Origin of the sequence: Pseudomonas sp. Pseu.R1 (assembly GCF_045764065.1) — a bacterium.
In the GTDB taxonomy this organism is placed as follows: domain Bacteria; phylum Pseudomonadota; class Gammaproteobacteria; order Pseudomonadales; family Pseudomonadaceae; genus Aquipseudomonas.
Genome location: NZ_JBJGEE020000001.1, coordinates 4,331,870 through 4,352,391, shown reverse-complemented (window position 1 = coordinate 4,352,391; position 20,522 = coordinate 4,331,870). Strand labels below are relative to the sequence as shown.

Sequence of the window (20,522 nt, the reverse complement as noted above, 5' to 3'; positions counted from 1 at the left end):
CGTACGCAGATGGCTCGCTTGCAGCACAAAAAACTCTAAAAACGAAAAGTGGAAGCACGATGAACTTCGACAGCATCGACCTGAAAATCCTCCGCGAACTTCAACGGGACAGCAGCCTGTCCAACGTCGAACTGGCCAAGCGCGTTCACCTGTCGCCCTCGCCATGCCTGGCGCGAGTCAAGGCACTGGAAGCGTCGGGTTGCATTCGCGAGTACGTTGCGCTGCTCGCCCCTGAGCATCTGGGGCTGCGCCTGAACGTGTTCATTTCCATCAGCCTGAAGGAGCAGAGCCGCGAAGCGCTGCAGAATTTCGAGCGGCGCGTGTGCGAATGCGAAGAAGTGATGGAGTGCTATTTGATGACCGGTGACGCCGACTATCTTCTGCGCGTGGTCATGGCCGACATGCAGGCGCTGGAACACTTCATCATCGAACGCCTCTCACCGATGCCCGAAGTCGAGAAAATCCGTTCGAGCCTGTCGCTCAAACAGGTGCGCTACAAGACCGCGCTGCCGCTGAAGTCATGACGTTGAACCTCTCACTTCACGAACCTGCCACGAGCTTGAAGGTCAATCTTCTATGCTGAAACCGGTCGACAGACTGTATCGAAAGGACTCCCGATGAGCACCCTCTCCTTCTCACCGTTCCAGGATCTCGCCGACAAGCTGATCCCCCACACCGTGGCCGAGCGGACCGATGGCTCTCACGACCTGTCGCACCTTCACCGAGTGTGGAAAAACGTCTGCGCGATCCGCAACAAGGAAGGTGGCGACCATCAGATTCTGCTGGCCGCCACACTGCTGCACGATTGTGTGGCCGTGGAAAAGAACTCCCCGTTCCGCTCCAGTGCCTCCCGTCTGGCCGCCGCCAAAGCGTCGGAGTTGCTGGCCGAAATGGGCTGGGACGAAGAACGCATCGACGCCGTCGCCCATGCCATCGAATCCCACAGTTATTCGGCAGACATCACACCGACGAGTCTGGAAGCGAAAATCCTGCAAGACGCCGACCGCCTCGACGCCCTCGGCATGATCGGCGTCGCGCGCCTGTTCTACGTTTCAGGGCGCATGGGCAGCCACCTTTACGAGCCGACCGACCCACAGGCGAAAAACCGCACGTTGGACGACAAACGCTACGCGGCCGATCATTTCACCACCAAACTTTTCATCCTCGCCGAAGGCTTCAAGACCCAAACCGGGAAGCAAATGGCGCAGATCAGGCATGAGCGGGCGCAGCGTTTTTTGCGGGAGTTTATGGAGGAGGTCGGGGTTGACGTCGAGTGACCGCTCGTCGCCAAACTGCCGTTAAACCACAACAATTCTGAAACATTTCCTCTCGATGTCATAAAGACATCACGGAACGTCTCTATAACCAAGTCTCCGATGACTTCGTCGATGAGATTTGTGCTGTGAAAAGGTTATTGCGTGGGTTGTTCCGTCCTTCGTCCAGGCCGATGTTCTTGCGCCGCTTCCGAATTACTCAGCGTTTGGTGCTGTGTTTTGGCATCACCGCGTCGCTGCTGATGGCCCTTGGCGTTTTCTGTCTGCTGCAAATGCAGAGCATTCGAGATCAGGGTGAGGCGGTGCAAAGTGGGGCGCTGCCGAGCATTGCCATGGCCGACGCAATCGCCATTGACCTGATCAAGCTGCGCGGCGAAAGCGCGCGTCTGATTGCCAATGCCGATGACCCTAGCGCTGCAGTGACCAGCAAGATCAACGTGGAGCAGTTGAAGAACGAAGTGGAAAAAGGCTTCAGCGATTACCTTGCCCACGCCACCGACAGCACCGAACGCGACTCCATCAAGGCGTTGCAGGACGCGTACAACGCTTTCATGCCGGGACTGCATGACGAAATTGCCCTGATCGAGCAGAACAAACTCAATGACGCGCGCATGCTGCTCAACACCACGCTGAGCATGCAGGGCGATTTGATGGACATGCAGGTGCAACTGTTGCGCGAGCTGAACAAGCAGAGCGCGGCAGCAGCCGTCGAAGGCGCCGGGAGCCGTTTCCAGCAGACGCGCATCATTGCCGTCAGCGCGATTGTCGTGGCGTTGGTCCTGACCTTGATGCTGGCCTGGCGTTTGAGCGTGAGCATCATCCGCCCGTTGCGCCAGTCGCTACAGATCGCCAGCACCATTGCCGAGGGCGACTTGAGCCCGCAACCCATTCCCGAGGGTACGGACGAAACCGCACAACTGCTGAAAATGCTGGGCCAGATGCGCGGCAATCTGCACGGCACCATCGACCAGATCTACGCGGCGGCCAGCCAGTTGAGCCAGTCCGTCCAGGAAATGGGCGCGATTGCCGAGGCCAGCGCGAAGAACCTGCAAATGCAGAACGACGAAATCGAACAGGCTGCCGTGGCCGTCAACCAGATGAGCCAGGCGGCCGTCGAAGTCGCCGACAACGCCAGCAACACCTCCACCGAATCCAAGGCCTCGAACGAAGCCGCTGCCGAGGGCCGCATGCGCCTGACCGGCACCATCGATTCGATCAAGGAACTGACCGACAACGTGCTCGACTCCTCCCATCAGGCCGATGGCCTGGCTGAGCGCACGTTGAGCATCAGCAAAATCCTCGAAGTGATTCGCGCCATCGCCAACCAGACCAACCTGCTGGCGTTGAACGCCGCCATTGAAGCCGCGCGTGCAGGCGAAGCCGGCCGTGGATTTGCCGTGGTGGCCGACGAGGTTCGCTCACTGGCTCAACGCACCAGCGCCTCGACCACCGAGATCGAAAGCCTGATCAACGATGTGCAAAAGAGCACCCAAGACACCGCCGAGACTCTGCGCGTGACTGCCGCTCAGGCCAGTCAAACACTGGAACAGGCCGCTGCGACCAGCCAGGCGCTGACAGTAATCATCAGTTCCACCTCGACCATCAGCGACCGCAATATGCTAATCGCCAGCGCCGCCGAACAGCAGGCGCAAGTGGCCAACGAAGTGGATCGCAACCTGAGCAGCATCCGCGACCTGTCAACGCAATCGGCCTCCGGCGCGCAGCAAACGACAGTGGCGAGCAACGCGCTGGCGATGTTAGCGACGGACCTGAATTCGATGGTGCAGCGATTTGTGCTGTGACGCGCTCGGAAAACTTTCTCGTACGGATTCCCAGTCACGTCCTTGTGTTTCATTATCGAAACACGCCCGCTCAGACGGGCGCCCACGCCAACAAGGACATGAGCATGAAGAAAACCGCTGCATTGAGCGCCACCCTCGCTGCACTCACGCTGAGCCTCTGCGCCCACGCTGACGTCGACGTCAAACTGGGCAGCAAGGAGCGCGTCAGCCGCCTTTTCGCTTATCCCAACAACTGCAACGTCATTTGCTTTCGCGACTGGTCGCTGGAAAAAACGGTCGAGCATTACCTGACGCAAAGCGTGCAGCGCGACGGCTACACGAGCGCCACCGTCCACGTGGTCAACGACACCAACGAGCTTCACGCGAAAATAAGCGGCGTACCGGACGGCTATGGCAAACCCCTGACCCAGTTACTGGACGCAGGTGAAAAGGCTTATGACGGCGCGAAAAAGCTCAATGCTGACGGTAAATTTGCCTACAACTGGTACCTCTTCCTGCCACTGGGGATGGCCCTGGAAAATCGCAAAAGCGTCGAACTGCTGCATTTCCCGCCAGATTATTCGCTGACTCAGGCACAGGACTACTTGCGCTCCGCGACCACCGACCGCTGGGCCGCGCTGTTAACCGACAACGGCATTGCGGCTGACCAGACGCCCGCGTTCCAGACCATCATCGACATCGCCCCGATCGCCGCTCCGGCCAGCGCAGGCAAGGATCTGGAAGGCGTCTATGGCTATTTCAACGACTACCAGACGACGATGGTCAAGGAAGTCAGCCTGAGCGCCAAGGGCACCTCACTGCCGATGGTGGCATTTGGTGCGCCAGTGCGCAGTTGGTTGAAAGAGCAATACAAAGTCGAAGTGCCCGTTTTGGGCCTGGCAACCATCAGCCCTGTGAGCGGCCAGAACGTTTCGGTCATCGGCTCCAACCACCCGAGCTACATCTGGTACGCCGCGGACAAGAGCAATTACGGTGGTGATGAGACCAAGGCCGACGAAGCCGGTTTGAAGGTCATGGGACAGGACTTGAGCGCGGCGTGCTGGCAGGCGGGAATGGGCCAGAAACCGGACAACGATGCTGCGGCATTGCTCAAACAGTGCACGACCCAATGGCAAGTCACCCGAAAGGTCGAGACCTGCAAGTTGTTCTACACCTCCATCCGCAACCTGACGCCTGATCAGGCGGCAGCGAAGTGCCGAACTGGTGCGGTGGGACGCCAGCTGGATCAACTGCGCATGCCTCTTCCTGAAATGCTGAAAAAGCCTGCTGCGTAAGATTCCTTGTGGGAGCCGGCTTGCTGGCGAATGCGGTCTGTCCGTTAATCTGTCTATAACTGATCCAACGCTTTCGCCAGCAAGCCGGCTCCCACAGGAATTGCGCTCGAACAGAGCCATTGCGTGCACTCTGCCCTGCGCTCGGCCACAGGAGGGTCACTCCCCCAGCGGCCGCAACCGATACTGCGGCGGCAATTGCTCAAACCCGCTGATCGTGACGTCCAAACTCTTCCAGCGACCATCCTTGATGCCATAAATGCAGCCATGAATCGACAGCTTCTGCCCCCGATGCCACGCGTTCTGCACGATGCTGGTATGACCAACGTTCGCCACCTGCTGGATCACGTTCAATTCGCACAGACGATCGACGCGCTCTTCTTCGGTCGGCAACTGGCTCAACAACTCGCGGTTTTCGTAATACAAGTCCCGAATGGTGCGCAGCCAGCCGTCGATCAGACCGAACTGACGATCCTGCATAGAAGCGCGCACGCCGCCACAGCCGTAATGGCCGGTGACCAGAATGTGTTTGACCTTGAGCACATCGACGGCGTACTGGATCACTGACAGGCAGTTAAGGTCCGTGTGAAGGACCACGTTGGCCACGTTGCGATGCACGAACAGGTCCCCCGGCAACATGCCGACGATTTCATTGGCGGGAACGCGAGCGTCCGAACAGCCGATCCAGAGATACTCCGGCGTCTGCTGACGCGCCAGTTTGGCGAAGAAGTCAGGGTCTTCTTCCTTGATCGCGGCAGCCCAACGTTCGTTGTTGTCGAGTAGTTCTTTTAATGCGTTCATGGGGGTGAAGCCTCGCAGCGGCGATGAGGGATGCAAGGTACTTCGGATCAACGGCGTTCGCCACTACCGGTCGAGAAGCGGAGTGAATCTTCGGCGAGCCTCTCGGTCCACCCAACAAGACCGCCCACAACGAGGATTCGCCATGAACGACTCACGACGCCCTTTCGGCGCGACGCAACCTGAACCCATCGACGACAACGAAGACCGCATGGGCTCGATGGAGGAACTCAACTTCAACGACAGCAACGAGCCCAGCGGTCGCATCGGCGACATGATTCCCGAGAACGAACTGGAGACCTACATTCCCGAGGAGCGGGTTCGCGAAGCCGGACTGACTGGCGCCTCGACCGACGATCACAACCCGACGGACGATGACATAAGTCCGGAAACGTTGATCGATGAAGACGGCGCACGCTCTCCCCGGGAAGAAGGCGAAGGAGGCCCGGCGGATTTTGATTTGAGCATCGTCGATGAAGACGAAATTGGCGCAGGCGGCGGGCTGGACGAAGAAGAAATGGCCATTTTCGACCCGCTGGATGGCAAGCCGGAGATTTAGGCTCAGAACGCCTGCCGTACGGGAGATTCTATGTTGGCCGGCCAACCGCTTCGCCACCAAGGTGGCTCCCACAAAAATCCGCGCGGGCCCTGAATCACTGGTTCGGCGCACATCCCCCTATGGAAGCCGGCTTGCTGGCGAATACGGAGCTTCAGCGAAGGATGAGCTGACTGATCCACCGCAAGCCGCGCTGCTACAGGTCAATGTAAGTCATTCAATCAATGTGCAAGCCATCACCAGCGCATCTTCACGCCCCCCGACCGCCGGATAGTAGTCGCGACGCCGTCCTACTTCGTTGAAGCCATAGCGCTCATACAGCCGATACGCCGACTGATTACTGGCGCGCAACTCCAGGAAACATTCACGGCCATTCAGCTCGTAAGCGCGCTTCATCAGCTTGTCGAGCAACAGCAACCCAAGACCCCGGCCCTGGCTTTCCGGCTTGACAGTGATGTTGAGCAGATGCGCCTCATCGATGATCACGTTGATCACCCCGTGCCCCACCTGCTGATTGCCTTCGAACATCAGCCAGATTTCGTAGGACTTGAGCCCGTCCAGAAAAATACCGCGAGTCCACGGATGGCTGAACGCGGCATATTCAATTTTCAGCACCGCATCCAGGTCACTTTCTGTCATGCGGCGAAACGTTACGGCATCACTCATTTACGCTCTTCCAACGCCCCATCAGCTTGCGCATGGCACGCCAAACGTCGGCCTTGCGCTGAGGCTCGTCCATCAACAGTTCCAGACCCGGCAGCGCCCAGGCCAACCCCAGACCGTCGATCTGGAGTTCTTGATTGTAGGATTCGGCATCAGACTCTCCGGCAAAACGTATCGCCGGAAGTCCGATCAGCCACAGACAGGTGCAAGGCACTTCTTCGACACGGGCGTAGAGAAACCCTTGAACGAAATCCCGAGCGGCATCCGGCCCCTGATCCATATTCCCCCGCACCAGCAAAGGCCAGCGCACAGGCTCGCCAATGATCTGCGGGCTGTCGGGAAGACCGGCGGCACGCAGCATGTCCTTGAGCAACAGGTAGGAAGGGTCGCGACTCTGAAACGGCTCACCCGTAGCCAGTTCGACCAACAACAGGCAATTGCCCGCGCGCAGCAATTGCAGCGCGAACCGTGGCGGTGGAACCACTGGAGCTTTGGCCACGACCGGCGCGGCGTCCTCGTCCGTGGCGGCTTTGACAGGCGGTTTGGCGGCTGAAGACGGGCGCGGGACTTCGATCTTCGGGCGCTCAACGATGCGGGTAACAGGCGCAGGATTTGCCGTCCCGACGTCGTTGTTCCCCTGAACGGGCGTCACCGAATACGTTATTTCCTCAACGTCATCAAACACCGGCAACGGCGCAAGCAGTTCCGGACGCGAAGGCGCGGCAAAAGGCAGTTCGGTGCGCGGCAGCCAACTGACCACCTGCATGGCGGACAAAAAGGCGCGGCGGCGAGGCTCGTTGAGCAAGGGACAGCCACCTGTGGATAAAGTCAGGACGGGGATTCTACAGGCCTTCGACGAATCACGCCGCAGTTGATCGACTGAGGGTGAAAACCAACCGCTGCGATGCAGTACAATTGCCGCTTTTATTTGCCAACCAGCGGCCATCCGATGATCGAACCTAAGCGCGTTCTGCGCGCCCTTGCCGAACACTGGGCGCTTCTTGAGCCACTGTGCGAGCACTTCGACCAAGGCACCCTGAGCCTGAGCGAACTGCGTCTGCAACTGGCCGCCCAGCAACTGGAAAGCACACCGCAGGACATCACAAACCTGCTGGACGTGTGGATTCGCCTCGACATTCTGGTTCCCGTGGCCAAAAGCCCGAACCGTTTCGAATTGAATGCGCAGATTCACGACTTCCTGTCGTATCTGCGCCGTGAGCACCGTCTGGGCCTGTGCCTGGAGATCGAAGCCTATCTGCGTCACCTGGAGCGGCTGGCCGGTTACATCCAGGAAGCCTTCGAAGCCCGCGATGCCAACGACCTCGCTCGCCAGTTGCGCCTGCTCGACATGCGCGTGCGCGACGTCCTGAAAAAGCTCGCCAACGACGAACAGGCCTTGGTTTCAGTAGCTGAACGCGCCAAAACAAGCGACCGGCAGATTCCGTTGCGTCAGCGCTACGCGGAAGTGCTCGCCACTTGGGACGAATACGTCGAGCCAATGATCCAACTGGTAAACGCCGACGGTGCCTTCGAGCAAGGCGTGCGCAAGGTCGAAAACGTGCTGCTGCGCATGCTCACCGACCAGCAACGCCTCGGGCATCTGGTCGACGACGACATGCTGCTGCGCACCCACGCGCGAATCCTTGAAATGCAGACCAGCGCACAACTGACCCTGCGTCATGCCCGCGAACTCTTGCTGCCATTGCGCGAAGAGGCTCGTCGCCATAACGCGGTGACCCGTGGCGCCGCGCTTGCCCTGTCGGCCATCCGTCGAAAAGGCATCGACGCCGTGCCACAAGCGGCCATGCCGATGTTCACGCGTCCGCAAAGTACCTTTCTCGGTAGCGCGAACCAGGTCGAGGCCTACGTGTATGCGCTGGCGCGCTTCGAACCCAAACCTGCACGTTTCCCCAAAGCCAGCGTCACCCGCAAGGGCGAGCCGCCTCGGGCGCCGCGCACGGTCAAGGAGATGGTCGAGCGTTGCGAGGAGGCCCTGCCGATGCCGGACTTGATGGTCTGGCTGCTGGAGCAGGAGCCGACCGGCGCAACCGACGAATTGCTGTACTGGTTCTCGCGGCTGTCCCGTGAAAAACGCTTCAAACGCGAGCGTCTCGAACGCCGCGAATACCTGACCCAGGAGCACCGCGTCAGCCTGCGCTCCTTCGCCCTGCTCTCGAGCAAAGACGCCACCCCAGAGAATTCCGAGGGCACCGCCCATGCATCTTGATTTATCCGAAATGTCACAGCTCGCGCCGATCTTTCGCGAGCTGTTCAAGGGTTACCACATCAGCCGCCGCGACCCTGAGCTGTACGCTCAGTTGTCCAACGCGCAGGACCAGTACCGCACGCTGTTCAAGGCGCTGGGCTTCGAGCTGATCTGCGACACTCGCGGCTTCTACTATTTCGTGCCGGAACTGGCCGCCGCGCAGGTCAACAAGACTGCGCAGCGTCTGGCGCTGTTCACTTTCATTCTCGTCGAGCACCTGGCGGATCAGGGCCGCGACCCGGTCGCCGTGCTCGACGGTGGCAGCCTGGGCCGTGATGAACTGCCATCGCTGCTGGAGAAATACCGCGACCTGTTCCTGCAGGCCGAAGTGCAGACTCAGGAAGAGCTGGAAGAGAAGATCATGCGCCGCATGACACAACTCGGCTTTGCTTCGGAGGAAGTGGGCATCTACCGCTTCCTGCCGCCAATGCACCGTTTCCTCGATGTCTGCCTGTCGGTTCAGCAGGACCGCGACCTGGCTGCAAGCCTGCACAGCGATCTGCCGTTGCCGACGCCGGTGCTGATCGACGACGACAGCGACGAAAAACTGCTGCAAACCGACGACCCGCTCGATCTGACCGAATTTGAAGAAGCCGACGAAGCAGAAGAAACCGAAGAGCAGGCCCTGGCCCGCGCGATCGCCGAAGAACAGGAGCTTGATGCATGACTCAGGAACGCTACGGCATCCGCCGCTTCGCCCTGCTCAACACGGCCGGTTACAGCTTAGGGTTGTTTCCGCTGGAACACCCGTTGTCGGTCTACGGCGCGAACAACTTGGGCAAGAGTGCGTCGATCAACGCGCTGCAATTCCCGATTCTGGCGCGCATGTCAGATATGTCCTTCGGCAAGTACAGCCTCGATCAATCGCGTCGCTTCTACTTTGCCTCGGACACCAGTTACATCCTCGTCGAAGTCGCCTTGCCCCACGGTCCTCACGTCATTGGCGTGGTCGGTCGCGGCCCGGGTGGTGGCTTCGGTCACCAATTCTTTGCCTATGCGGGCAAACTGGATCTGGCTCACTACCAGAAGAACGACACCTGTCTGCGCCAGAAAGAGCTGTTCAGCAATCTGGAAAGCCAAGGCCTGAAAGCCTACGAACTCAAGCCTGATGAGTTGCGCCGTTTGCTGGTCGGCGGTCACACCTCGATTCCGCTGGACCTGACACTGATCCCGCTGCGCTCCACCAGCGAGCAAAGCCTGAAGACCTTCCGCGCACTGTTCATCAACCTGCTGCACATGCGCGAAATCACTGCGGCCAAGCTCAAGCAACTGTTCCTTGATGCCTTCGAGCACAGCCTGCGTTCGGGCAGCGTCGATTACATCGCGGCGTGCGAAGAAGCCTTCCGTGATGTACGTCGCATGGAACAGGACTACAACGCGCTGGTGCTCGCTGGCCCACTGGTCGAGGCCTTGGCCAACGGCGTGAAACAACGCGACATCCTGCGTGGCAAGCTGCATCGTCTGTCGCCACTGCTCGACTCTTTGCTCGGCACTTGGCAGGACTACTCCAACGCGCGCAAGGAAGAGCTGGTCATTCAGGCCGAGCACTACCGTGGCGAGCAGGACGCTCTGCAAAAGGACCAACGCGGCAGCACTCAAGAACTCATGCGTCTGGAGCGTGAGATCAGCAACATTCAGCGTTGGATCGGCGAACTGGCCGTGCTGAAAAACCGCTTTGCGCTGGTTGACGACGTACGCGTGCTGGAACAACAACTGCTGGCCGCCAAAGACGCTCACGATGAATTGGCAGGCGCGCTGGCCCAGTCTCGTCAATTCAGCGCCGAAGACCTGGACGAGCGCCTGCGCGATCTGGAAAAGCGCCTGAAATCGGTAAAACAACAACTCGATCACGCCGACAACAACAGCTATGCCCGTCTGCGCGAAGAGTTTTCGCAACCGGACGTCGAGCGCCTGATGCGCCTGTTCAATAGCGCGTTGTTCAGCCTGCCATTAGGCGAGCAAGGCATTGCGCTGGACGACAGCGACGCGTGGGTCAAATCCCTTGAAGCGATTCTCGATGGGTTCAAGGGTGAGCGCTTCGAAGTGCCGGGGTTGTCGATCAACTTGTCACACATTGAGCCGCCTGCGTTGCAAGCCCTTGCTGACCGCGCGGCATTACGTGATCAGAAAGAGCGTCTGGAAAAAGAACTCAAGCAACTGAAAACCCAACAAGCCGTCGCAGCTGACCGGGCGGCGAGCAAGACCCAGACCGAAGCGCTTTATCAACAAGTGCTGGATGCGCAAAAGGCGCTGGAAGACTTCCGCCGCACCCAGACTTTGAGCGCTGAAGAAGGCGAGAAGCTGGAACAACTGGCGCAGATGGAAGCCGCGCAGGACGAACTCAAGCGCTCCAGCGATGCGTTTACCGAGCGCGTCCAGCAACTGTCGGCCAAATTGCAATTGGTCGGGCGTCAGATCGGCGATCTGGAGTCCAAGCAACGCACGCTGGATGACGCACTGCGCCGTCGTCAGTTGCTGCCTGCGGACCTGCCATTCGGCACGCCATTCATGGAGCCAGTAGATGACACGTTGGACAATCTGCTGCCGCTGCTCAATGACTATCAGGACAGTTGGCAAGGCTTGCAGCGTTGTGACGGCCAGATCGAAGCGCTGTACGCGCAGGTGCGCCTGAAGGGCGTGGCCAAATTCGACAGCGAAGACGACATGGAACGCCGTCTGCAACTGCTGATCAACGCCTATGCGCATCGCACTGACGAAGCGCTGACCCTCGGTAAAGCCCGTCGCGCAGCAGTGACGGACATCGCGCGGACATTGCGTAACATCCGCAGCGACTACGACAGCCTTGAACACCAACTGGCGTTGTTCAATCGCGAAATCAACCGTCGTCAGGTTTCCAATCTGGAAAGTTTCCGTATCGTGCTGGCTCCCAACAAGGAAGCGCTCAAGCATATCGATCAGATTATCCACAGCGCCGGTCAGTACGAAGAAGGCGAGACGCTATCGGTGTTCGATCTGAGCCAAAGCGCAGAACAAGACAACAAGAACGAAGAAGCCAAAGAGTACCTGGCGCGCCTAGTAGCCGCGAACCACAACCAACTGGGTCTTAAAGACCTGTTCGAATTGGCGTTCGAAATAACCAAGGTCAACAGCCAGCCGGTTATCCACACCGACATCGATGGCGCGGCGTCCAACGGCACCACCATGACCATCAAGGCATTGACCAACATGTACTTGTTGCTGCACTTGATGGACCGCGATCTAGCAGGCCGTGTACGCCTGCCGTACTACCTTGATGAAGCGGCGGACATCGACGAGCGTAACCAGTCGGCGCTGCTGGAAACCAGTCTACAACTAGGCTTCGTGCCGATCCTGGCGAGCGTTAAGCCTCAGGTCTCCGCCCATGTGGCCATCGACCTGGAAGGCGGCAGTGGTCCTGCCGGTATCTATATTGATGAAGCTGACTGGAAGTACATTCGTCGTCGCGATGAAGTGAGTAGCGTGAAGGCTGTTGAAGTAGTGGAAGAAGCGGCTGAATAAGCTGGTTTGAGCGATAACAAAAAGCCCCGCAGCGATGCGGGGCTTTTTTATGCAGTGTGTCCCGTCCTGAATAAGGTTTACACCTTCTGACCTTTCCTCAGGAGGAACCAATGGATTCGGGAAAAAGGCGCAGTCAGCGGGATTACACGCTGAGCTTTAAATTGGCGGTCGTCGATCAGGTCGAAAAAGGCGAGTTGAGTTATAAAGAGGCTCAACGGCGTTACGGGATTCAGGGGCGTTCGACTGTGCTGGTGTGGTTACGCAAGCATGGGCGCCAAGACTGGAGCCAAAGCGCCTACATTCGTGCCCAGAGGAGCCGACCGATGGACGATCCGAAGCTGCCGCTGACCCCAGAGCAGCGAATCAAGGAGCTTGAAGAAAAGCTCGCCCTTGCCAATCAGAAAGCCCAGTTCTTCGAAGCCGTGGTTGACGTGCTGAAGAATGATTACGGTGTTTCAGTCGTAAAAAAGCGATCCGGCAAGTCCTCTCCCAAGGGCAAATCCAAGGTCTGAGCATCGTCAGGGCTTGCCAATTTCTGGGTATATCCCGGCAGGCTTACTACAAGCGAAACCGGGTCTGCGACATGCAAGCCAGCCACGCCCAGAAAGTACTGGGGTTTGTACTGGAAACCCGACTTCAGATGCCGCGGCTGGGCACGCGCAAACTACATGGTCTGATGCAAGGCGAGCCTGAGCTGGCGCGGACGGTGGGTCGGGATGGGAGTATCAGTTTTTTTGTGTTCGGGCTGGTCTGGCCTGCCGTTAGGCAGGCCGTTGTTTCACCAGCTTGGTCTGGTAAAACGGTCTCCATAGAGAATCGCAAACTGGTTAAGCGCCACTTTCCAGTCGTGTGCCGCACGGCTCCAATCCGCAGTGATATTGCGTAACGCCAGCCAAATCAATTTTGTCGCGGCATCATCTGTCGGGAAGTGCCCACGAGTCTTGATGATCTTTCGCAACTGAGCGTTGATGCTTTCGATGGCGTTGGTCGTGTAGACCACTTTACGGATGGCTGGCGGGAAGACAAAGAACGGGATCACCCGATCCCAGGCACGACGCCACGCAGCGACTACTGTCGGATACTGTTTGCCCCAAGGCCCTGCTTCAAAGGCGTTCAGCTCTTGTTCCGCAGCATCAGCGTTGATCGCCTGGTAAATAGGCTTGAGCGCTTTGGCCAGCGGACGGCGTTTATCCCAAGCCGCGTAATCAAGACTGTTTCGGATCAGATGCACGATGCAGGTTTGCAGCGTGGTGGCAGGAAAAACCGCTCCCAAGGCCTCCGGTATGCCTTTGAGCCCGTCAGTGACGGCGATCAGAACATCTTCAACGCCTCGCGTTTTTAGATCGTTGAACACCTTCATCCAGAACTTCGCGCCCTCTGTGCTCTCGATCCAGATACCCAAGATGTCACGCGTGCCATCCGGCAATACGCCCAGCGCCAGATATATCGCCTTGTTGCGCACCAAGCCCTCATCACGGATCTTCACTCGCAATGCATCGAAGAAGATGACCGGATACATCGGTTCCAAAGGCGCTGCTGCCATGCTCCAACCTCATCCAGCACAGCATCCGTCACCGAGCTGATGAAATCGTGCGATACATCTGTTCCGTACTGCTCCGCCAGAAAAGCGCGTATCTCACGCACCGTCATGCCGCGGGCGTACATGGCGATAATCTTGTCGTCAAAGCCGGTAAAACGGCGTTCGTGTTTGGGAATCAGGATGGGAGCGAAGCTGCCGTCTCGGTCTCTGGGAATGTCCAGGCGAAGCGGCCCATCGTCGGTGAGCACCGTTTTGCCGCTTTTGCCGTTGCGCTGGTTGGTCGAATCCTCGGGGCGCTCCGCGCCCTGAGGATAGCCAAGGTGCTGCCCCAGTTCGGCACCTAAGGCGCGCTCGATCAGCGCTTTTTTGAACGCCATCGAGGCATCCTGAATGGCTTCGGCGCTCATCGGCCCCTTAACGAACTGGTCGATGATCTCTTGGGGAATCGAGGGCAGCTCTCTCGATGTTGCACTGGCAGCTTTCTTTTTGGTCGGCATACATGCACCTCTAGCTACATGTTAGGCCCGAACACAAAATTTCTGACAGTCTCGTCGGGATCGGCTATTCGACATCCTCAGAGACAACCGTCAACTGATTGCGCGCAAGCGCGCCTACCACAAGACCACTGACAGCCATCATCGCTTCCGGCGTCATCCCAACAGATTAAAACCTGGCCCCGAGCAAGTGACAGCCACCGGTCCCGAGCAGGTCTGGGTGGCAGACATCACCTACTTGCCCACCCAGCAAAGCGTCGCGTATGTGAGCCTGGTGACCGATGCTTACTCTCGAAAAATAGTTGGTCATCACGTGCATGAAACCTTGCATGCCGACTCGGTTGCCCAGGCAATGCGCAAGGCATTGAGGGATAGAAAAACAGATCAGGTGCTTGTGCATCACTCAGATCGTGGCTCGCAATACTGCTCGGATCTGTATCAGAAGCTGCACGCCAGGCACGGGGTGAGGTGTTCGATGACGGATGGTTATGACTGCTACCAGAACGCGCTGGCAGAGCGGGTGAACGGCATATTGAAGACAGAGTTTCTGCTACATCGCCCGAGAGACCTGGCCGAAGCCAAGCGTATGGTCGACGAATCGGTGGATATTTATAACCGCAAGCGGCCACATCAGGCCTTGAAATACAAAACGCCCGATGCGGTGCATCGAGCGCTTTGAGGGCGAAACAGGCGTAAACCTATTTCAGGACTAGACAGTGAAAACAGATAGGCATTCGGGCCTAACGTTTGGGCGCCGCTGTCGCACGTCAAATGGGAGGCCCGTTGAGCCAGGGCTATGGCTTGGGCAGATAATTCTCACCCCCCGGAAAAGACAAAACCCCGTCTGCTTTCGCAAACGGGGTTCTGCAATTGAATCTTGACGATGACCTACTCTCACATGGGGAAACCCCACACTACCATCGGCGATGTATCGTTTCACTTCTGAGTTCGGGATGGGATCAGGTGGTTCCAACACTCTATGGTCGTCAAGAAATTCGGTGTGCCGACTCGCCTTTCGACGCCTCAGCAAATCAGGTATGTGATATCCGTTCGTGACGCAAACTCTCGGTTCGTGTCGTCTCCACAGTCACCGCAATCCGGCCCTTGGCTCAAATTGCTTGGGTGTTATATGGTCAAGCCTCACGGGCAATTAGTATGGGTTAGCTCAACGCCTCACAGCGCTTACACACCCCACCTATCAACGTCGTAGTCTTCGACGGCCCTTCAGGGAACTCAAGGTTCCAGTGAGATCTCATCTTGAGGCAAGTTTCCCGCTTAGATGCTTTCAGCGGTTATCTTTTCCGAACATAGCTACCCGGCAATGCCACTGGCGTGACAACCGGAACACCAGAGGTTCGTCCACTCCGGTCCTCTCGTACTAGGAGCAGCCCCTCTCAAATCTCAAACGTCCACGGCAGATAGGGACCGAACTGTCTCACGACGTTCTAAACCCAGCTCGCGTACCACTTTAAATGGCGAACAGCCATACCCTTGGGACCGGCTTCAGCCCCAGGATGTGATGAGCCGACATCGAGGTGCCAAACACCGCCGTCGATATGAACTCTTGGGCGGTATCAGCCTGTTATCCCCGGAGTACCTTTTATCCGTTGAGCGATGGCCCTTCCATACAGAACCACCGGATCACTAAGACCTACTTTCGTACCTGCTCGACGTGTCTGTCTCGCAGTCAAGCGCGCTTTTGCCTTTATACTCTGCGACCGATTTCCGACCGGTCTGAGCGCACCTTCGTACTCCTCCGTTACTCTTTAGGAGGAGACCGCCCCAGTCAAACTACCCACCATACACTGTCCTCGATCCGGATGACGGACCTGAGTTAGAACCTCAAAGTTGCCAGGGTGGTATTTCAAGGATGGCTCCACGCAAACTGGCGTTCACGCTTCAAAGCCTCCCACCTATCCTACACAAGCAAATTCAAAGTCCAGTGCAAAGCTATAGTAAAGGTTCACGGGGTCTTTCCGTCTAGCCGCGGATACACTGCATCTTCACAGCGATTTCAATTTCACTGAGTCTCGGGTGGAGACAGCGCCGCCATCGTTACGCCATTCGTGCAGGTCGGAACTTACCCGACAAGGAATTTCGCTACCTTAGGACCGTTATAGTTACGGCCGCCGTTTACCGGGGCTTCGATCAAGAGCTTCGCTTTCGCTAACCCCATCAATTAACCTTCCGGCACCGGGCAGGCGTCACACCCTATACGTCCACTTTCGTGTTTGCAGAGTGCTGTGTTTTTAATAAACAGTCGCAGCGGCCTGGTATCTTCGACCGGCATGGGCTTACGGAGCAAGTCCTTCACCCTCACCGGCGCACCTTCTCCCGAAGTTACGGTGCCATTTTGCCTAGTTCCTTCACCCGAGTTCTCTCAAGCGCCTTGGTATTCTCTACCTAACCACCTGTGTCGGTTTGGGGTACGGTTCCCGATTATCTGAAGCTTAGAAGCTTTTCTTGGAAGCATGGCATCAACCACTTCGTGTTCGAAAGAACACTCGTCATCAGCTCTCGGCCTTGAAACCCCGGATTTACCTAAGATTTCAGCCTACCACCTTAAACCTGGACAACCAACGCCAGGCTGGCCTAGCCTTCTCCGTCCCTCCATCGCAATAACCGGAAGTACAGGAATATTAACCTGTTTTCCATCGACTACGCTTTTCAGCCTCGCCTTAGGGACCGACTAACCCTGCGTCGATTAACGTTGCGCAGGAAACCTTGGTCTTTCGGCGTGGGTGTTTTTCACACCCATTGTCGTTACTCATGTCAGCATTCGCACTTCTGATACCTCCAGCAAGCTTCTCAACTCACCTTCACAGGCTTACAGAACGCTCCTCTACCGCATCACCTAAGTGATACCCGTAGCTTCGGTGCATGGTTTGAGCCCCGTTACATCTTCCGCGCAGGCCGACTCGACTAGTGAGCTATTACGCTTTCTTTAAAGGGTGGCTGCTTCTAAGCCAACCTCCTAGCTGTCTAAGCCTTCCCACATCGTTTCCCACTTAACCATGACTTTGGGACCTTAGCTGACGGTCTGGGTTGTTTCCTTTTCACGACGGACGTTAGCACCCGCCGTGTGTCTCCCATGCTCGGCACTTGTAGGTATTCGGAGTTTGCATCGGTTTGGTAAGTCGGGATGACCCCTAGCCGAAACAGTGCTCTACCCCCTACAGTGATACATGAGGCGCTACCTAAATAGCTTTCGAGGAGAACCAGCTATCTCCGAGCTTGATTAGCCTTTCACTCCGATCCACAGGTCATCCGCTAACTTTTCAACGGTAGTCGGTTCGGTCCTCCAGTCAGTGTTACCTAACCTTCAACCTGCCCATGGATAGATCGCCCGGTTTCGGGTCTATTCCCAGCGACTAGACGCCCTATTAAGACTCGCTTTCGCTACGCCTCCCCTATTCGGTTAAGCTCGCCACTGAAAATAAGTCGCTGACCCATTATACAAAAGGTACGCAGTCACCTAACAAAGTAGGCTCCCACTGCTTGTACGCATACGGTTTCAGGATCTATTTCACTCCGCTCTCCGCGGTTCTTTTCGCCTTTCCCTCACGGTACTGGTTCACTATCGGTCAGTCAGTAGTATTTAGCCTTGGAGGATGGTCCCCCCATGTTCAGACAAGGTTTCTCGTGCCCCGTCCTACTCGATTTCATTGACAAGAGGTTTTCGCGTACAGGGCTATCACCCACTATGGCCGCACTTTCCAGAGCGTTCCGCTAACCTCAAATCAACTTAAGGGCTGGTCCCCGTTCGCTCGCCACTACTAAGGGAATCTCGGTTGATTTCTTTTCCTCAGGGTACTTAGATGTTTCAGTTCCCCTGGTTCGCCTCTTGCACCTATGTATTCAGTGCAAGATAACGGTCTTGTGACCGCTGGGTTCCCCCATTCAGACATCTCCGGATCACAGTCTGTTTGCCGACTCCCCGAAGCTTTTCGCAGGCTACCACGTCTTTCATCGCCTCTGACTGCCAAGGCATCCACCGTATGCGCTTCTTCACTTGACCATATAACCCCAAGCAATCTGGTTATACTGTGAAGACGACATTCGCCGAAAGTTTGCTATTCACAAACTTTACCTTAGCCTGAAGTTCCACCAGTGAAAGTGGCCTTCAGTCTATCTTTCTATCACATACCCGAATTTTTAAAGAACGATCTGATCAAAGACCAGAAATCAACATTCATCATCAGCCTGATGGAATGCTCATTTCTAAGCTTTAAGCAACACAAGCAGCGGCAAACCAGTAAATGGTGGAGCCAAGCGGGATCGAACCGCTGACCTCCTGCGTGCAAGGCAGGCGCTCTCCCAGCTGAGCTATGGCCCCAGGGAACTGGTAGGTCTGGGCAGATTTGAACTGCCGACCTCACCCTTATCAGGGGTGCGCTCTAACCAACTGAGCTACAGACCTATTAAAGGCTCTGCTTATCGTCTTCTTCAATGAATCAAGCAATTCGTGTGGGAACTTGCGAAGCAGCCGAGTCTTCGATTAAGGAGGTGATCCAGCCGCAGGTTCCCCTACGGCTACCTTGTTACGACTTCACCCCAGTCATGAATCACACCGTGGTAACCGTCCTCCCGAAGGTTAGACTAGCTACTTCTGGTGCAACCCACTCCCATGGTGTGACGGGCGGTGTGTACAAGGCCCGGGAACGTATTCACCGCGACATTCTGATTCGCGATTACTAGCGATTCCGACTTCACGCAGTCGAGTTGCAGACTGCGATCCGGACTACGATCGGTTTTATGGGATTAGCTCCACCTCGCGGCTTGGCAACCCTTTGTACCGACCATTGTAGCACGTGTGTAGCCCAGGCCGTAAGGGCCATGATGACTTGACGTCATCCCCACCTTCCTCCGGTTTGTCACCGGCAGTCTCCTTAGAGTGCCCACCATAACGTGCTGGTAACTAAGGACAAGGGTTGCGCTCGTTACGGGACTTAACCCAACATCTCACGACACGAGCTGACGACAGCCATGCAGCACCTGTCTCAGTGTTCCCGAAGGCACCAAACCATCTCTGGTAAGTTCACTGGATGTCAAGGCCTGGTAAGGTTCTTCGCGTTGCTTCGAATTAAACCACATGCTCCACCGCTTGTGCGGGCCCCCGTCAATTCATTTGAGTTTTAACCTTGCGGCCGTACTCCCCAGGCGGTCAACTTAATGCGTTAGCTGCGCCACTAAAATCTCAAGGATTCCAACGGCTAGTTGACATCGTTTACGGCGTGGACTACCAGGGTATCTAATCCTGTTTGCTCCCCACGCTTTCGCACCTCAGTGTCAGTATGAGCCCAGGTGGTCGCCTTCGCCACTGGTGTTCCTTCCTATATCTACGCATTTCACCGCTACACAGGAAATTCCACCACCCTCTGCCCTACTCTAGCTTGCCAGTTTTGGATGCAGTTCCCAGGTTGAGCCCGGGGCTTTCACATCCAACTTAACAAACCACCTACGCGCGCTTTACGCCCAGTAATTCCGATTAACGCTTGCACCCTCTGTATTACCGCGGCTGCTGGCACAGAGTTAGCCGGTGCTTATTCTGTCGGTAACGTCAAAACAGCAAGGTATTAACTTACTGCCCTTCCTCCCAACTTAAAGTGCTTTACAATCCGAAGACCTTCTTCACACACGCGGCATGGCTGGATCAGGCTTTCGCCCATTGTCCAATATTCCCCACTGCTGCCTCCCGTAGGAGTCTGGACCGTGTCTCAGTTCCAGTGTGACTGATCATCCTCTCAGACCAGTTACGGATCGTCGCCTTGGTGAGCCATTACCTCACCAACTAGCTAATCCGACCTAGGCTCATCTGATAGCGTGAGGTCCGAAGAGCCCCCACTTTCTCCCGTAGGACGTATGCGGTATTAGCGTCCCTTTCGAGACGTTGTCCCCCACTACCAGGCAGATCCCTAGGCATTACTCACCCGTCCGCCGCTGAATCAGAGAGCAAGCTCCCTTCATCCGCTCGACTTGCATGTGTTAGGCCTGCCGCCAGCGTTCAATCTGAGCCATGATCAAACTCTTCAGTTCAATACTGCAATCGGGTTTTGAGAAAACCCTATAAACTTGGCTCAGCAATCGTTGGTTAAACCATGATTTCTCGTGGAGTAATTTGCGATGCTGATAATCTGTTGACTTCAGTCTTACAGCGCAAGCACCCACACGAATTGCTTGATTCAGTTGTTAAAGAGCGGTTGGTCAAGAATCTTTCGTCTCAACCGAGGCGCGCATTCTACAGCAGCGTCTCATCTTGTCAAGCGGTTATTTTCAGAAGTTTTCAAAATTTCTTTTTCAACTTCAACCACTTGCGCTTCGTTCGATTTGGCATCTCACGTTAGCGGGAGGCGAATTCTA

11 protein-coding genes, 2 tRNA genes, 3 rRNA genes and 4 pseudogenes are annotated in these 20,522 nt (G+C 56.7%); 11 read left to right on the top strand and 9 right to left on the bottom strand.

Annotated elements, in window-relative coordinates; all coding sequences use genetic code 11:
* Positions 1-59: 59 nt before the first annotated feature.
* The 5 genes and pseudogenes from ACI5GA_RS19910 (at position 60) to ACI5GA_RS19890 (ending at position 4,350) form a co-directional block, all read left to right on the top strand.
* On the top strand, positions 60-524 hold the full coding sequence (locus ACI5GA_RS19910) for an Lrp/AsnC family transcriptional regulator (RefSeq protein WP_404639785.1): 465 nt from the start codon (positions 60-62) through the stop codon (positions 522-524).
* Positions 525-617: 93 nt separating this feature from the next.
* Positions 618-1,277, top strand: a complete 660-nt coding sequence (locus ACI5GA_RS19905) for an HD domain-containing protein (protein WP_404639787.1) — start codon at positions 618-620, stop codon at positions 1,275-1,277.
* A gap of 170 nt (positions 1,278-1,447) precedes the next feature.
* Positions 1,448-2,218: pseudogene (locus tag ACI5GA_RS19900) on the top strand (MCP four helix bundle domain-containing protein); the annotation flags it as partial.
* Complete coding sequence (locus tag ACI5GA_RS19895) at positions 2,201-3,076, top strand: methyl-accepting chemotaxis protein (RefSeq protein WP_421425499.1); 876 nt, start codon at positions 2,201-2,203, stop codon at positions 3,074-3,076. The pseudogene ACI5GA_RS19900 and the gene ACI5GA_RS19895, both read left to right, overlap by 18 nt.
* Before the next feature lie 104 nt (positions 3,077-3,180).
* Positions 3,181-4,350 carry a hypothetical protein gene (locus tag ACI5GA_RS19890; protein ID WP_421423907.1) on the top strand — a complete coding sequence of 390 codons (1,170 nt, stop codon included), beginning with the start codon at positions 3,181-3,183 and terminating at the stop codon, positions 4,348-4,350.
* Positions 4,351-4,506: 156 nt separating this feature from the next.
* Here the strand turns inward: ACI5GA_RS19890 and can are convergent, their stop codons facing one another.
* A complete protein-coding gene (gene can, locus ACI5GA_RS19885) occupies positions 4,507-5,148 on the bottom strand; it encodes a carbonate dehydratase (protein WP_404639791.1) in 642 nt (213 codons plus the stop codon).
* Between the two features lie 142 nt (positions 5,149-5,290).
* Between can and ACI5GA_RS19880 the strand changes: the two genes are divergently transcribed.
* On the top strand, positions 5,291-5,704 hold the full coding sequence (locus tag ACI5GA_RS19880; RefSeq protein ID WP_421423906.1) for a serine kinase/phosphatase: 414 nt from the start codon (positions 5,291-5,293) through the stop codon (positions 5,702-5,704).
* A gap of 210 nt (positions 5,705-5,914) precedes the next feature.
* Here the strand turns inward: ACI5GA_RS19880 and rimI are convergent, their stop codons facing one another.
* Both rimI and ACI5GA_RS19870 read right to left on the bottom strand, forming a co-directional pair.
* A complete protein-coding gene (gene rimI / locus ACI5GA_RS19875) occupies positions 5,915-6,367 on the bottom strand; it encodes a ribosomal protein S18-alanine N-acetyltransferase (protein WP_404639795.1) in 453 nt (150 codons plus the stop codon).
* On the bottom strand, positions 6,360-7,130 hold the full coding sequence (locus ACI5GA_RS19870; protein WP_421425498.1) for an energy transducer TonB: 771 nt from the start codon (positions 7,128-7,130) through the stop codon (positions 6,360-6,362). The genes rimI and ACI5GA_RS19870 overlap by 8 nt, the downstream gene beginning before the upstream one ends.
* A 183-nt stretch (positions 7,131-7,313) precedes the next feature.
* Between ACI5GA_RS19870 and mksB the strand changes: the two genes are divergently transcribed.
* The 4 genes and pseudogenes from mksB to ACI5GA_RS19850 all read left to right on the top strand — a co-directional run.
* On the top strand, positions 7,314-8,591 hold the full coding sequence (mksB, locus tag ACI5GA_RS19865; RefSeq protein WP_404639797.1) for an Mks condensin complex protein MksB: 1,278 nt from the start codon (positions 7,314-7,316) through the stop codon (positions 8,589-8,591).
* Positions 8,581-9,297: an Mks condensin complex protein MksE gene (gene mksE, locus ACI5GA_RS19860; protein WP_404639799.1), complete on the top strand. Its 717-nt coding sequence runs from the start codon at positions 8,581-8,583 to the stop codon at positions 9,295-9,297. The genes mksB and mksE overlap by 11 nt, the downstream gene beginning before the upstream one ends.
* Positions 9,294-12,128: an Mks condensin complex protein MksF gene (gene mksF / locus ACI5GA_RS19855; protein ID WP_421423905.1), complete on the top strand. Its 2,835-nt coding sequence runs from the start codon at positions 9,294-9,296 to the stop codon at positions 12,126-12,128. The genes mksE and mksF overlap by 4 nt, the downstream gene beginning before the upstream one ends.
* Before the next feature lie 110 nt (positions 12,129-12,238).
* Positions 12,239-12,846 (top strand): annotated as a pseudogene (locus ACI5GA_RS19850) (helix-turn-helix domain-containing protein); the annotation flags it as partial.
* A 60-nt stretch (positions 12,847-12,906) separates the two neighbouring features.
* Here ACI5GA_RS19850 and ACI5GA_RS19845 read toward each other — a convergent pair.
* A pseudogene (locus ACI5GA_RS19845) lies at positions 12,907-14,165 on the bottom strand (IS256 family transposase).
* 55 nt (positions 14,166-14,220) lie between these two features.
* On the opposite strand from ACI5GA_RS19845, the pseudogene ACI5GA_RS19840 reads away from it, so the two are divergent.
* Positions 14,221-14,875 (top strand): annotated as a pseudogene (locus tag ACI5GA_RS19840) (IS3 family transposase); the annotation flags it as partial.
* 162 nt (positions 14,876-15,037) lie between these two features.
* Here the strand turns inward: ACI5GA_RS19840 and rrf are convergent.
* The 5 genes from rrf to ACI5GA_RS19815 form a co-directional block, all read right to left on the bottom strand.
* Positions 15,038-15,153, bottom strand: a 5S ribosomal RNA gene (rrf, locus tag ACI5GA_RS19835).
* Positions 15,154-15,291: 138 nt separating this feature from the next.
* Positions 15,292-18,180 (bottom strand): 23S ribosomal RNA (locus tag ACI5GA_RS19830).
* 242 nt (positions 18,181-18,422) lie between these two features.
* Positions 18,423-18,498 (bottom strand) — tRNA-Ala (locus ACI5GA_RS19825).
* Between the two features lie 7 nt (positions 18,499-18,505).
* Positions 18,506-18,582 (bottom strand) — tRNA-Ile (locus tag ACI5GA_RS19820).
* 79 nt (positions 18,583-18,661) lie between these two features.
* Positions 18,662-20,198: ribosomal RNA gene (locus tag ACI5GA_RS19815) — 16S ribosomal RNA — on the bottom strand.
* The 16S, 23S and 5S rRNA genes sit together here with 2 tRNA genes alongside, the layout of an rRNA operon.
* Positions 20,199-20,522 lie beyond the last annotated feature (324 nt).

What these genes read in the sequence shown, in the direction of transcription:
- ACI5GA_RS19910 (WP_404639785.1), top strand. Translation starts at nt 60, where the DNA reads ATGAACTTCGACAGCATCGACCTGAAAATCCTCCGCGAACTTCAACGG.
- ACI5GA_RS19905 (WP_404639787.1), top strand. Translation starts at nt 618, where the DNA reads ATGAGCACCCTCTCCTTCTCACCGTTCCAGGATCTCGCCGACAAGCTG.
- ACI5GA_RS19895 (WP_421425499.1), top strand. Translation starts at nt 2,201, where the DNA reads ATGCTGGGCCAGATGCGCGGCAATCTGCACGGCACCATCGACCAGATC.
- ACI5GA_RS19890 (WP_421423907.1), top strand. Translation starts at nt 3,181, where the DNA reads ATGAAGAAAACCGCTGCATTGAGCGCCACCCTCGCTGCACTCACGCTG.
- can (WP_404639791.1), bottom strand. Translation starts at nt 5,148, where the DNA reads ATGAACGCATTAAAAGAACTACTCGACAACAACGAACGTTGGGCTGCC.
- ACI5GA_RS19880 (WP_421423906.1), top strand. Translation starts at nt 5,291, where the DNA reads ATGAACGACTCACGACGCCCTTTCGGCGCGACGCAACCTGAACCCATC.
- rimI (WP_404639795.1), bottom strand. Translation starts at nt 6,367, where the DNA reads ATGAGTGATGCCGTAACGTTTCGCCGCATGACAGAAAGTGACCTGGAT.
- ACI5GA_RS19870 (WP_421425498.1), bottom strand. Translation starts at nt 7,130, where the DNA reads ATGCAGGTGGTCAGTTGGCTGCCGCGCACCGAACTGCCTTTTGCCGCG.
- mksB (WP_404639797.1), top strand. Translation starts at nt 7,314, where the DNA reads ATGATCGAACCTAAGCGCGTTCTGCGCGCCCTTGCCGAACACTGGGCG.
- mksE (WP_404639799.1), top strand. Translation starts at nt 8,581, where the DNA reads ATGCATCTTGATTTATCCGAAATGTCACAGCTCGCGCCGATCTTTCGC.
- mksF (WP_421423905.1), top strand. Translation starts at nt 9,294, where the DNA reads ATGACTCAGGAACGCTACGGCATCCGCCGCTTCGCCCTGCTCAACACG.